11 protein-coding genes are annotated in these 13,858 nt (G+C 49.4%); 6 read left to right on the top strand and 5 right to left on the bottom strand.

Annotation, left to right across the window (positions count from 1 at the left end; genetic code table 11):
• Positions 1 to 38: 38 nt before the first annotated feature.
• The 3 genes from ACR0DK_RS16210 to drt5 form a co-directional block, all read right to left on the bottom strand.
• The gene (locus ACR0DK_RS16210; RefSeq protein WP_480737119.1) at positions 39 to 1,406 is read right to left on the bottom strand and encodes a hypothetical protein; all 1,368 of its coding nucleotides are present in this window, start codon (positions 1,404 to 1,406) and stop codon (positions 39 to 41) included.
• 204 nt (positions 1,407 to 1,610) lie between these two features.
• The gene (locus ACR0DK_RS16205; RefSeq protein ID WP_480737117.1) at positions 1,611 to 2,240 is read right to left on the bottom strand and encodes a hypothetical protein; all 630 of its coding nucleotides are present in this window, start codon (positions 2,238 to 2,240) and stop codon (positions 1,611 to 1,613) included.
• Positions 2,241 to 2,348: 108 nt separating this feature from the next.
• Positions 2,349 to 3,812, bottom strand: coding sequence for an antiviral reverse transcriptase Drt5 (drt5, locus tag ACR0DK_RS16200; RefSeq protein ID WP_480737115.1), 1,464 nt, complete (start codon positions 3,810 to 3,812; stop codon positions 2,349 to 2,351).
• Positions 3,813 to 4,583: 771 nt separating this feature from the next.
• On the opposite strand from drt5, the gene ACR0DK_RS16195 reads away from it, so the two are divergent.
• A complete protein-coding gene (locus ACR0DK_RS16195; protein ID WP_480737113.1) occupies positions 4,584 to 5,699 on the top strand; it encodes an RNA ligase in 1,116 nt (371 codons plus the stop codon).
• A 123-nt stretch (positions 5,700 to 5,822) separates the two neighbouring features.
• Here ACR0DK_RS16195 and ACR0DK_RS16190 read toward each other — a convergent pair whose 3' ends face one another.
• Positions 5,823 to 6,587 (bottom strand): tyrosine-type recombinase/integrase, encoded by a 765-nt coding sequence (locus ACR0DK_RS16190; RefSeq protein ID WP_480737110.1) that lies wholly within the window; start codon positions 6,585 to 6,587, stop codon positions 5,823 to 5,825.
• A gap of 306 nt (positions 6,588 to 6,893) precedes the next feature.
• Here ACR0DK_RS16190 and ACR0DK_RS16185 point away from each other — a divergent pair, with 306 nt between their 5' ends.
• Positions 6,894 to 7,127 (top strand): helix-turn-helix domain-containing protein, encoded by a 234-nt coding sequence (locus ACR0DK_RS16185; protein ID WP_039541392.1) that lies wholly within the window; start codon positions 6,894 to 6,896, stop codon positions 7,125 to 7,127.
• Here the strand turns inward: ACR0DK_RS16185 and ACR0DK_RS16180 are convergent.
• Positions 7,029 to 7,271 carry a hypothetical protein gene (locus ACR0DK_RS16180; protein WP_480737448.1) on the bottom strand — a complete coding sequence of 81 codons (243 nt, stop codon included), beginning with the start codon at positions 7,269 to 7,271 and terminating at the stop codon, positions 7,029 to 7,031. The genes ACR0DK_RS16185 and ACR0DK_RS16180 overlap by 99 nt on opposite strands.
• 55 nt (positions 7,272 to 7,326) lie before the next feature.
• Here ACR0DK_RS16180 and tnpC point away from each other — a divergent pair, with 55 nt between their 5' ends.
• The 4 genes from tnpC (at position 7,327) to ACR0DK_RS16160 (ending at position 13,262) form a co-directional block, all read left to right on the top strand.
• The gene (gene tnpC, locus ACR0DK_RS16175) at positions 7,327 to 8,988 is read left to right on the top strand and encodes an IS66 family transposase (protein WP_480737108.1); all 1,662 of its coding nucleotides are present in this window, start codon (positions 7,327 to 7,329) and stop codon (positions 8,986 to 8,988) included.
• Between the two features lie 637 nt (positions 8,989 to 9,625).
• On the top strand, positions 9,626 to 9,841 hold the full coding sequence (locus tag ACR0DK_RS16170) for a hypothetical protein (RefSeq protein WP_480737106.1): 216 nt from the start codon (positions 9,626 to 9,628) through the stop codon (positions 9,839 to 9,841).
• Entirely contained in the window at positions 9,834 to 12,233 is a 2,400-nt protein-coding gene (locus tag ACR0DK_RS16165) for an AAA family ATPase (protein ID WP_480737104.1), read from the top strand. Before ACR0DK_RS16170 ends, ACR0DK_RS16165 begins: the two co-directional genes overlap by 8 nt.
• 477 nt (positions 12,234 to 12,710) lie before the next feature.
• Complete coding sequence (locus ACR0DK_RS16160; protein ID WP_480737102.1) at positions 12,711 to 13,262, top strand: hypothetical protein; 552 nt, start codon at positions 12,711 to 12,713, stop codon at positions 13,260 to 13,262.
• The last annotated feature ends 596 nt before the right edge of the window (positions 13,263 to 13,858 follow it).

Raw genomic sequence — 13,858 nt, 5'->3', positions numbered from 1 at the left:
GTTCTTGTCAAAGAGCCAGGGATTTTTCTGCGAAGATTTTACGCGATAGAATTCAACAACAAAGCTCGTGCGAAGCTAAAGCCGTTTTCCAATGCGACGTCGATTTCCTGCAATAGTTCCTTGTCACTTTCTTTTTTTGCCCCGTGGATCAAAGCGCTGCGAACTCTGTAAAAGTGTCTGAAGGCCTCTTCGGTTTCCGTGATCTCTGAGTCAGTGCCACCCAATGCACTTGAAACCTTCTTACTCAATTGTTCGCTACGCGTATTTTCTTTCGGGTAGAAACGTTCAAAGATGATCGCTAGATCAAGTATTCGATCTTCTTTCGCGTATCTGCCAAATGTTCGTTGCGCTTCAGCAAGCCGATGTATGAGCGGGGCTATAGTCGGGTATTCTGTTTCGCTCTTTCTCGAAAACAAGTTTACCGCCTCTTGAATGAGGTCAACGTTAGCCACTTTACGTTTTCGAAATGGATCGTGAAAGTTCCCAACAAACTCGCCAGCTCGGGGCGATGTCACCTTTTGAAATTGCCCTAATAGTTGCGTACTAGATTTGTGAACAGTTCCCGGGAAATCGTAGACCCAAGTAATCGGGCTCCGTAATACAACCGACAAAAGTTCCGCAAATTCGGCCGTTATGCGATGAAACAAGGGAGGCACACCCCTCGGAGATCTGTCGGGGATGGGAGCATGTATATGGCGGAATTCGGGCCGCCAGCGGAATGGCGCCGCAATACCAAAAAACAAATCTAGATTCCGTGCCTCGACCTGATCCGGCGCTCGATTTTGAAACCATTCCGGCTCAATGTGGTCGCGCAATTCAGCGAAGGGCGCGATAAAGTAGCCATTGCCTATCTCGATTTTATGCGGAATTTCTACGCCATAAAACAGATCGACATCTAAGCCCAAGTCAAAATCACTACTCAAGGGCGAGGTCGCAAGTCGCGACGCAAGCAACAGCAACGAATTGAGCTCCTGCGCAGTGTTTAGGAATTCTTTGTTGGATCGACAATATTGCCGAGCCATCACCCCAGAAATGAATTGGGCGACGCCAGTGTAAGTGCTGCCGTCCAAAATTCCAACATGAACAGCTTCAGGTCCAAGCTGCATTCTGAGTATCGAAGCAAATGCAGGATGGATGCGCAGAAGTGATCTCACCGGTGCGAGCGCCTCTACAAGCGGCTTGTAGTATCGCCTTTGATCACCCTGCTTGGCCGTCAATGCTTCATTGTAGACTTGGTAGTAGTCCTCTGTCGGAAACGGTGTTTCGTCCTTTCCATTGTAAGTAAACTGTGTCGGATACCCATTGGTTTCCCAATAATCTCGCAAGTAACTGTCTTGGACTTTTGCAAGTCCGCTCAAAGCATTGGACAGTCGGCTTTCCCAATCCGTGGCATCAAAATTCTTCATATCTTACAAAAATATAGGATCAGTTGGATGAGACAACTCTGCTTTGTTTCAACTTAATCGCTGGTGCCGAGTGTGCAATGTACTTTGTGGATCGCCCCGTAACAGTCCTTCGCTGCTTAAGTGTTCAGTGGTGGCACTGAGCCCATATCGGACTTTGGCAGTGCCGGTGGCTTCGCATCTGCAGAAAGTTGCGAACGGCATCATTCAATTTTCTTCCACACTGTCATCGTACAGGCTATCCACCCACGCAGGAGCAAGCCCTTCTTCCATCTTCCATTTGATACCCGACTTGCGAGACAGATGTTCAAGGTAGCTAGTTAGAGTTTCCAGAAGATGCCTATTGAGCCAAAAAAACAAAGCCTCCCAAGAGTCTGAACCTCCTATATAAAAGCCGGCGGTCATTTTGAACGATACAACTACTGCACCGTCTACTTCTGTAAGTTCCAGTTCCTTGTTAGTGGATTCGTGGTCGCCGTTATGTGCATACCTATTGTGACGAAGCCCAATGAGTTCGTCATGCGCGGCCTTGTGCTCTACTGGTATTTTGTCGGGATCGAGTTTTGACGCACCCTTGCCGCTAGTGAATAAGCGACCATACGACGCCACCACGCTCGTAGTCAGAGCTTCATGAGCAAGAAACATTTCGTCTAGTGGTACTTTATTCGGGTTGTGCGAAAACTGCGCCCCCAGCTGCCGCAGTTGCCCATAAGAAAAGAGCAACCCGTTTATTGCCATAATATTCAATTGGTGGTTGGCTAAAACTTCAAGCTCGTTCGCGAAACGTAGCGCGATGCCCTCAACGCCTACATCGCTGGAGGAATACCAGTCTGACATAACAATCCCTCTATCTAGTAACGTGCTGAGGACACTTCGATTGCGCCGACACGACAATGCTGCTCGACCTATGATACACCGCAAAATCGGCGTGATTTTATCGGAGCGCTAGTCCTTGGATACAATGTCAAAGACCAGTTTGTTGTAATTCGAGGCTTTGGCAAAATAACCTAACCGATGCCGTCGATCTATTCTTCGTAGCCCCCTATGACCTACGGCACTTGCCCATGAAAGCCAGTCCGATTGTCCAGCACCAAGATGACCATCGCGAAGCTCCACCAACCCATACCGTAGGTCGGGAATTTCGAGCAATTTCGCTTTTGAGATCGAAGTGGCGTTTGCGTGATTGTACAGCCTGTCGATAATTTCCGCTGCTGCCGTTGTATTTAACAATCGGTCTTCAAGGATATGGGTGAGCCAGAACAATTGGAACTCATAAATCATTGCATCACTGTCTCGCAGCAGTTCTAGCACAAAGTCAGACACAGCTGTTACATCACCGGCTTCTAAACAAAACGAGTGGATGTTCTTATACAAATGGGGGAAGCGACGAGCGATGTCTGCCAATCGGTCGATAGCTTCCTCAGCGTGTTCTGCCATTAAGGCCAACACCAATTCAGCATCTTCTTCGTCGATATCATCTTGCCTTAAAAGCCCCCTCAAGAAGCCCATTTCTTCTTCAGATAAGTCTTCTTCCACCTCGATTTCCCCCTCAGGGACGCCATCATAATCCGTAACGATTATTCGGCGTCGCTGTAAGAGTTGCGTTCTCACGCCTTCGATAGCGTTCTCAAGATCGACGTTTTCGCGAACGCCATCGCTTGTCTTGTTAGGATTGAGTGATAGTCCTTTGTCGCCCAACAATTGTTGGATCGTAACAAAGTCATGGCGGAGATCCCGCCGAGAATCCGAGAACAGAACGAAGTCATCCATAAACCGTACCACTGCGTTGCTACGGAGACCGTGAAACTGTTCCACAAACCGAAGGAAATCGTTCCCTATCATTTTTGCTGGATAGATACCTTGAGGCAGACAATCTACCGACCGACCGGTGTTAATCTCGCGAAGATATTGGCCGAACGCTTCATAATCGTCTTCCGATGCTCCAGCTCGTGAAAACCAAGACACAAGATCATGGTGGTAGATAGAGTTAAAGTACGCTGCCACGTCAAAACTTAAACTGTACCTGTATTGATCGCGATATGCGGCTATTGCCCCCTTGTAGCCTCTGAATGAGCTAGATGGATTGAGAGGCTCTCCAGCTTCGAAACGATAGCCAAAATGCTTTTTGTTTTCCTGAAACGGTGCTCGAAACCGTGATCGATTGCGATACACTAGATCGTAGATGAAATACTCGGCTACCGGATCGAGCTTTACGGTTCGTCTGAGATGAAACCCCGGCTTTCCTGCATAGACTCTTGTTTGCGAGCGAAATGAGTAAGCTTCCTGATCATCATCTAGACATCGCCCTAGGAAATCTTCGATTTCGGCTTGCCCGTTCTCAATCAGATATCTGTTAGTAGACATTGGAAACAGTGTGCGCCGATAGTCTCCTAAGAACAAATCTAGCATAATTTTCAACCCTATAGACCAATAGTCGGCGTTGTAGCGAACAATCGGACCAATAGATAGTCCCAGGGCACAAGCACTGAACCATTACCGGCAATCAGCCGATTTTGGTTCAGTCTTACGAACAGATTCACATCGACCAGTGCAGTTGCAACAAGACTGCCTATGGTCTTGAGGCAATATCTCAGCAGCAGCGAAGGTCCAATGTGGGTGTATAGGGACCCCGCCTTATTGCAACGATCTGGGTGGGTAGTCAGGATCGCAGATGTATATCCGGATTCTTAAGGATACCCGATACGTCGTCGCCGCCAACCTTGATGAATTTTCTTGCGCTAAACTGCGAATTCTAGCCGTTCGCGACACGCTGTGCTGCAAACGCAGCGAACGGCAGCTGTGTGGCACTCCAGCCAGGGTGCTTATGGAGAGCGCTCGGTTTGCGGAATTAAAATGAGCTAAATCTAAGCGACTGAGGAACGCTGACGACAGTTCGTAGCAGGTCAAAAAAAGCTCACCGCAGATTCGGCAACCGCCGAAGATCTACAAAATTTCTTGACCAGATTAACACCTAGCCGATAGAGGTCGGGCAGGAGAAGCTGAGATGACCTTTGTAAGCTCATACATACCACAAGAACTGTGCGCGGATAATCGCGACGCAGTGCTTTGTGGCGGCTTCTCTTCGACAGGTGGACTAAGACCCGAGTGATCTAACTCTACCAATATTGTTCGAACCAGGCCGTCTCTTCCCGAGGCGGCTTTTTTTTCTGGAGCATAGACATGGACCATATCATCGAAACGCTGGAGGACGTCCTCCCGCACATTGTCCCCGACACCGGGATCTTTCATTTCGACCATGATGGATACTCGGTGATCAACTACCTCTACACGCTGGACAACACGTTCGACAGCGCAGTAGCCCGGGAATGCCGAGGGTTGAAATTTGACCCCGACGGCAGGCTGATCGCTCGGCCGTTCCACAAGTTCTTCAATCTGGGTGAAAAGCGCCCGGTGCAGGAAGAGCCATGGGATGCGTCTCATGCGGTTCTGGATAAGCTGGACGGCTCGATGATCCACCCGGCGATTGTCGGGGGTGAGATGGTGTTCATGACCCGGATGGGCGTTTCCGCACAGTCCCGGGCTGCATGGGCTGTTGCAGGACCTGAGGTCAAAGCACTTTGCGCCGATATGATCGCGGCAGGTTTCACGCCGATCTTCGAGTTCACTGCGCCCGAGAACCGGGTGGTGCTGGCTTATGACGTTCCGCAGCTGACCTTGCTGGCGATCCGGCACATGCGGACAGGGGCCTATATGCCGCACGCGGAGTTGGAGGCTGTCGCCTCCCGGCAAGGTGTTCCGATCGTCGCACAGTTCGACAGCGTCGAGGACGTTCATCGGTTCTGGACGGATGCTCGGGCATTGGAGGGTGTCGAAGGTTACGTCATCGCATTTGAAGACGGCCATCGGCTGAAGATCAAAGCGGATGCCTATGTCCTGCGGCATAAGGCACTGGCTGGGCTGGCGCATGAAAAGAACCTGCTGGCTTGGGTTGCAAAAGGCGCGCTGGACGATGTTCTGCCGTTACTGGCACCCGAGGCTGCTGCGCAGGTTAAATCCTACTATGACGAGGTCATGAGGGCGGTTGATGTGCAGGCTGGCGAGATTGACGCCTTCGTGTCTGAACACCGGGAGTTGGCGCGGAAAGAGTTCGCGTTGAAGGCCAAGGCAGAGCTTGACCCGCGGTTACAATCTGTCGCCTTCCGGGCGTTGGACGGGACTCCGCCGAGAAAGAGCCTGCTGGACATTCTGGAACGGGCCGCAGGCTCGGAGAACAAAGTTGAGGCAATCCGGCCGCTCTTCGGGATGCAATGGCAGCCGATCAGCACACCTGAGTGAAAATAGCGCAGGCAGAGATCTTTGCCTGCGCCGACCCTTTGGGTTGCAAGGGTCTTCGCTGGTATCGCGTGCGCCAAAAAAACCTACACCACGCGATTGGAGATCGACATACTTTGGTCGAATTCAAGACGATGATTTTTGGGGGCGATATGGAAACAGGTGCGCTGGATACCAATCCTTGTTTCGCGATACTATTGACCCCTCGTAGTCCAGGCCAACTATTCCCGATGGTTGAAATGAAGGATCACTTGTCCAATCCATCCCGTAAGTCGATGCGATGTTCTTTATTGATTTGGGATCAGTGTAACCGGTTTGATGTTGGATTTCCTGTATAGACATCCCTGATGCCAACATTCTTGCGACTGCGACTTGGCGAATTTTGTGCCAATCAACTTTTGCTGTGCTGCTCATCGGTTCTCGGAGCTCGACCAGAATCTTGTGAGCATCCCTCGTTGTAAGAGGCTCAGTTTTCATCATTCGGTCGTTCTTTCGCATGACAGGGAACACATAATGCTCCGGGTCATATCCTTCTTGGAAAATCTCCAAATAACGGTATGTCATAGGGCGAAGAGGCTTCGGAATCGGGACGATCGCCTCGAAGGATCGGTCAAAATAGAACCCAAAGTTATGCCCAATTATACGATCTGAAAACCAGAAGCGTATCGAATTGCCAAACGTATCCACTTGATGGACGAAGTAGGTCATTTGCCAGAGCTGAAGCATCAGCAAGTTACTGATGCTCAAACCGGTTGACCATGCCAACGCGAGTAAAACGCGGTTCCGGCGTCCTCGGATGGAACTATCCCCCGACTCTTTGATGAGCGCCTGGATATCACGATCATGCACCGACAACAGCGACCCGCCTGGTGGCTTTTCGACTTCAGGCAAAGACTCCACCCATAGATAAAAAAATTTTCAGCCAGAGATAGTGCGTTCCAAATCCGAATGCACTGCTGATATCTGAATCTGAGTGTAAAATCGTGCCAGTGACGCTCGGTTTTGTCTGTTAAAACTCAATAGGTTGCAGAACAGCTCAGAATTCTGAAATTCCGTTGCCGTGCGACCAAATGAGTGCAAGTGTTATATGGATCATGAAAAACCAAGTAAACACAGCTGGTTACCAGAGTTTTTCTTCTTGCTGGGGAATTATCGTTGCGCTTATGCAGTAGCAAAGTCACGATTAGAGACCCGCAAATGCAGGACCTCAGAGAAAGGCATTTGAAGACGAAGTATGAGCTTCAGCGCGCTGGAAGCTCATTCAACGAGATCGCGCGCGAGCTTGGTTTAAGCCACAGCACGGTGCTGTCAGTGAGCAACTCACGTTCAGTTTCAGCCAAGGTTCAGGCGAGGATCGCGGAAAAAATCGGCGTTCATCCAGCTGAAATCTGGCCCGAACGCTACCCCGAATACAAAGGAGATCCAGAATGAGCGGTTAAACTCATGGGCTCTGAAATAAGCAAGGCCCCGAGGATTTTGCCGATCCTCAAGGGCCTCAAAATCGTTTAGTACCACGATCTCGCTGACTTCATCCCATCCCCACATCAAAAAATCAAGAGAAAACGCGGCCGGCATGTCGGCCGCGACCAAAGCGGCTGTGTTTGCGGCCAACATGGGATGAATAGGAACAATGAAGGATATTCAATCTGCCTGCGCGGACCTTGCGGACTATGCAGATTCGTTCGTGGCCAACGTGGCAGCCCGAATATCGAAGGCTGACCACCAGCGCGAGGCTGACTATGACAATGAGATCGTGCTGAAGGACGCGAAGATTTCGACGCTTTCAGCGGAGATTAGGGTCATCAAAGCTGACAACCGTCGCCTTCGGGCGCAGCTCAACAAACTGGCAGATATGCAATTCGGCCAATCGAGTGAAAAAACACCGAAGCGGATGGACAAGAGCAACGTTGAAGCAGGTCATGGAAATGCAATACCTGATCTCATGAAGCCCGGCCAGGACGGTTCATCAATTGTATCCGAACCCGAGAGGGCGTCGAAACCACGGGGTTTGAAAGGGAAACAGTCCGTCACTATTCCAGCACATCTTCCCCGAGAAGATCGGGTCATTGAGCCGAAACAGGGTACCGAGTGCACATGTGGTTGCGCCATGCGACCGATGGGTGAACAAGTGATCGAACGCCTCACCTATAAACCTGCTGAGGTTCGGGTCATTCGAGAGCACTATCCGAAATATGTGTGCCGGGTCTGCGATAAATTTGTGCAGGCAAAAGTGCCACCGCGTGCCTTCGACTATACTCGCTTTGACGATCGGTTGATCGCAGGCCTCGCGGTCAGCAAATTTGCAGATTTCATCCCAAACTATCGCCAAGAACAGATATTCAAACGTTCTGGTATCAAGTTCCACCGTTCAACAATGGTGCGGCTGATGGACGAGCTTGGGAACGCGCTTGTACCGGTTCACGCGGCCCTAGCAGCGAACTTGAAAACCAGCACTAAGCTGAACATGGACGAGACGGTATTATCCCAGTTGCTACCTGGAAATGGAAAGACGAAGACCTGCTATGTCTGGGCTTTGTGTCGCGATGACCGACGCTGGCTGGGAAATGAGCCCCCAGGTGTCGTTTTCAACTTTGAACAATCTCGGCGCGGCGAACATGCTGAAGAGATCTTGAGGGGCTTTTCCGGAACACTGCAGGTGGATGGCTATGCCGGCTACAATCGCCTTACGCGTGACGAACGGGATGGTGGCCCTCTAGTCCTCGCTTACTGTTGGGCACATGTGCGCCGGAAGTTCCTGGACGTTTTCAAAGCAACAAAGTCAAAGGAGGCGAACAGCGTTATTGAACTGATCAATGAAATCTATGACGTTGAAAGGTCTTTGAAGGGCAAGACGGCGGCCGTTCGGTTGGCAGTCCGCAAAAAAGAGGCGCAACCAATAGTTTTCGGGCTGTTTACGCTGCTTCATAAACTATCGGGTGAGATTTCGATGAAGTCGACGCTGGGTGCGGCAATCACCTACACGATGAAACTCCGAGACGGGTTGACTATTTTCCTTGAAGATGGGCGTGTTGAATTCGACAACAATGCGGTCGAGAATACTATCCGTCCGATTGCTTTGCTACGAAAAAACGCGCTGTTCGCAGGCTCAGAAATCGGCGGTCGCAATTGGGCTCTGATGGCCAGTCTCATCGCCACCTGCAAGATGAATGGCGTCGAACCATATGCCTACCTGACCTGGCTGTTCGATCGGATGGCCGCGGGTCATCCAAGGTCGGATTATGAAAAGTTACTGCCGTGGCATTGCCCTAAGGGTCGTTTCGGCATCGAGTAAATCGATTAACCGCTTTGCGACACACCCATCTGGTGCTGCCGGGTGGGTCACAAGCATGGCTGAAGACAAGCGGACTTTCTTCACAGAGTGGTTCCAGAAGAATCTATCTAACAAGGTTATGCGAGTTCCGTAGTCGACGCGTTAAATTCCCAACGATGACATGGATTAGCAAAAAAAATCCCAATCGACTGATGCGGACATCTCTTTCGATGTCTCTGATAAGCGGTGACCAGCCTGTCCATTGCAGATGGGGTAAGAGCCATGATGCTTTAAAAAGTCAGTCAGAAAAAAACTCTCGAGATCATAGACATTATCATTACCGTAAGTCTTTAGGACCTCAGCGGAATAAAATGTGAACTTAACTTTGTAGCTCTTGGCATAGTTGCTGATCCCGGTATTGCCAGACTGCCCAGTAAAATGCCCTCGCAACCTCATCGACAGGCTGTTCTGCTTAGACTCGCTCATACCTATGTAGATCAACCGAGAGATCCGAAATGGGTAGGGGATTCTCAGATCTAGCAAAAAAATGAAGTAGATACCTGTGACCCCTTGAACGAACTTGATCTCTTGCTCGCGTAGGTTGTAGCTTTTTGTGAAGAGTATTCGCATCAAGACATTGTATTTAGGATAAGCATTCGTGACCAACGAAATAATCAAGTCTGCTGCTGAAGTCGTCAGTGAATTCCTTGAAAAGCAAATGGAAGACGAGGATGTTGATCCTGGGACATTAAATGCGGTCATATCACTGCGTGATGAAGGCAAGCTGACAAAGATCAACCTGCTGCGACGGCTCGAAGTTCTACGCAAGGCACCGATCAAAGCTCCGGCGGATGAAGGCAGTGCAGATGACTAAGCTGCGTTCCCTCAAAGCAATAGGTTTCCGTGGCGCTCGGTTTGAATTGCCGCTGGATTTCACTAATAAGCACCGCAGCCTTGCGATCTATGGCGAAAACGCAGCAGGCAAGAGCACGATCACCGATGCACTAGAATGGTTCATTCGTGACCGTATCGAGCACCTGTGGAAGGAAGATTGCAAGCTAGACGCGTTGCGCCATGTAAAATGCGAAGACGGAGATGACAGTGTTGTCGAAGTCATCTTTGACGGAACCGATCAGACCGGTTCTAAGAGCCTTTCGGCGACTTTGAAGACAAGCACAGCCTACAGTAATTCCGATGTCGCGACCCTCCTGAACAACCTCCAAGGCGACCGGATCATCTTGCGACATGCCGATATCGTCAAATTTCTGGATGACAGCAAAGGCGAGAAGCGAAAAGCTATTGCGAACATCATCGGTTTTGATGAAGTCACACAATTTCGCACAGTTATTCTTCAGTCGCGCAACGCGCTTCAAAAAGACGGCGCTTACACCGGTGCGAAGCAACAATCAGAAAGTTTGCAATCCGCGATGATTGAGTCTGTTGGCCAGGTTGTGCCTAACCGGGCTGTTTTTTGGGAGATTGCAAAAAGTCTTGCAGAGCCATTTAAAATTGAAGCAGCAATCGTTGACGACGCAAGCTACAAAAAAGCTGTCGATGAACTCCGCAGACTCGGCAACAGTGCCGAAAAGATCAAGGCCGCACAACGTCTAAATCTTCTGGAGCAGCTTTGCGAAAATCTTCAATCTGATCTCGGCAAAGTAGCCGAGAAGTTGAAAGGCTTTTCGGAAAACTACAATGCGTTGGCAAATGAGCGCGAAAACGTAAACAAACTGCGCCTCAGCGAGTTCTTAGTCAAAGGCAAAACGGTCATTGATGGCGCGGCATTCACTGAAGATGAATGCCCATTCTGCCTGAGCGAATACAACCTAAAAGAACTGCAAGTCGAGGTTGCGCAGAGGATCACTGCACTCAGCGAACTACAGCTAAAGCTTGATGAGTGTGGTGAGTCGAAGGACGATCTGCTGTCGGCCATTACTGATGCTGGAACCAAGGTCAAATCGATAGCATCTGACTACAGTGATCTTGCGGCGTTCGACGTGCTGGTGAATAGCGCTAAGACAACTCATCAATCACTCCGCGACGTTTTCAAAGAAATTAAGACAACCTTTGAAACCTTGACGGTGTTCAAGTCGCCCGAAGGTTTTGCGGAGGCAATCGCTGACCTGAATGACAAGTGCGAAGTGTCAACCAGGGCGGCACGAGAAGCCGCCAAAAAGCTCGAACTGACCGAAACTGAAAAGCAGATCGCTGAGGTGATAACGACTCTGCAAACCCTTAGTGGTCAAGTCAAATCTTATGAAACCTACCAACACACCATCGCTGCGTCCGAAGCGCAAATCCTGACTCTATCAACTATTTTCGACGAGTTTGTAAAAGTACAAAACGAAGCGCTTCAAGCCGTTCTGGATATGATCAGTGCCGATGTCGGCAAGTTCTATCAAAAGCTTCACCCCTATGAGAGCGTTGACAATGTCCATCTTACGATGGTCGGTGAAGAAGGCGTTGAATTTGAATATTCTTTTCATGGCCAGCCAACCCAACCGCCGCGCAAGTATTTAAGTGAAAGCCACCTCAATAGTTTGGGCGTAGTGCTCTTTCTGGCGAACGCAAGGATATTTAATAAGCAGGCGCGTTTTCTCGTGTTGGATGATATTGTCACAAGCTTCGATATTAATCATCGGAGAAGGCTTCTGCGGCTGCTGAAGGAAGAATTCTCGGACTGGCAGATACTTGTCTTGACGCATGAAAATGTCTGGTTCGATCTGATCAAGCGCGAGATGGGCCCGTCAGGCTGGCTGTTCCATGAGGTCAGTACCGACAACGACAACGGCATACTTCTGGAGAATAGCCCTTCGACGCTGCGCGCACTGATCGAAAAGAAAAAGGGCAAGGAAGACGTAACCAATGATCTGCGCAAGCTGCTTGAGGCCATCCTGAAAGATGTATGTAATGCCTTGGAAGTCAAAGTAGCCTTCCGGTTCAATGACTTGAACGAAAAACGCATGCCGGAAGAGTTACTTTCTCAACTTCGCTCGACGCTAAAGGCTAAGTCACCTGATATGGCAGACCACCCTGTGTTTTCTGATCTCGCAGGTTCTACGCTAATCGCAAACCTCGACTCCCATGACAATCAAGAGAAAGTTGTCGGCGGTGACATTGATGTGCTTCTTGAAGACATCGACAAATTGGTCAACCTTTTTGTCTGTTCGGACTGCCAGCAAATAGTTCGTACCAAGTTTCCTGTGGCAGGCGCCAAGGCAATTTCGTGTAAATGTGGCTCTTTTATCCTGCACTGGAAATCCTAGGTGGCAAAATTGGGGTTGTCTCGACTGAACGTGTGAAACCGTCCCAAGCTCGTCAGGGTATCGATATTCAATGTTGATTTGTGTTGATGTGTAGATGACGCCTTACGTAATGGAGCAAATATTGCCTCCTGCCACGAAACCCTCTGCAGACATGCTTCTAACTAACGAAAATTGGAGAACTGATTGACCATTACAATCTCTTGGGAACGAAAGCTATTGGGGCATTCTGAAATCATTATGTGTAGTGATAGCCGGCTATCTGGGGGCGGAAACATAGACGTTTGTCAGAAAATTTTTGCCCTGCCTCGAGAAGACTGTGCGATAGGGTTTTGCGGAAGTACGCTAATCGCGTATCCGGTAATAAATCAGTTTAAATCCTATATATTGGGTTTCCAAAAAAACCTATCTCGCGGGCTTGATGCAAGCGAAATTCCAAAAAGATTTTGTGACCTAGTCAATGAGTTTATTTCTAGTTACATGGACGCAGTCGATCTATCTAATGAGCTCCGCGAAACGTCCTTCCTAATTTCATATTTCAGTTGGAAGCTTCAAAGACCATTCGTCAGCCGCATTACCTACAACAATTCAGCGCAAAAATATGTCTCTGTGCGAGGACGGTTTCCAAAGAAAATAAGCGAAACTCTTAATCGAAGCAGTGAGTTTTCGATGATTGGGGACTATAGCCATCTGTTTTTTAGGGAGCTGGGGAAAATTGTTGATTTCGATGAAGGTGGGGACTGGGACATGGAGCCACTTCAGGCACTCTCCAATATGCTTAAGAACCCCGAATACACAAACAGACATGCTGCACTGAAGGGCTGCATTGGTGGGGCACCGCAGGTTTTGAAAATCTATCCATACATGAGAACTCTTGAGTTTGCAGTGCACTGGCCGAGCCGGGCCAAAGGTCAACTCCATTTGAACGGCAGGCCTTCGTTTGATTGGGAGAAGATAACTTTGCCTCAAATTGACATCGAAGACCTATCTGTTTTCTATCCTCTAGCTGGAGTAGGAAATCAAGGTAAGTAAAACAGAGTATTTCTGTGGAAATATGACTTCAAAACAGTATAGCGATACGGGACGCTTTGGAGCCACTGTGGGCAAAATATCCGGAAACGAAGCGGCAGCGTTGTCCACCAATTGCCGAGCAAGCTGTGAAATTTTGATGGACCCATCAATGCCGGATCTCGGGAAGTTGAATCGTAGCGGCACACTATCAAGAAAGGCCTAGTTTGGATCGGAAAGGTCATGAATTCCGTTTCCATATTGGCGCACTGCGCCAATATACACTGAGGTTTTCCCTACAAATAGGCACTGAATCCGGGGTCGGATGCAACGCTTACGGATTTGCTTACTTTGGGGGCGTCCCAGAATGAACAAAACCGCCCTAGGGCGGTGCGTAAACATCTGATGTTGCACGGTGTTTTGTTTTCAGCATTAGGAATTGAACCTACGGCCTTCATGTTATGAGCCTGACGAGGTTTGATCGTTAATCGAACAGTCCGGTGGACTGCTTGTAGTCTGCGCGGGCTGCTCTGGGATTTTCTAAAGTTGGTTGCGGGAGCAGGATTTGAACCTGCGACCTTCAGGTTATGAGCCTGACGAGCTACCGGGCTGCTCCATCC

It is taken from the genome of Ruegeria sp. CE6 (assembly GCF_056537485.1).
The sequence above is the reverse complement of the archived record's forward strand: the minus strand, read 5'-3'. Positions and strand labels throughout refer to the sequence as shown.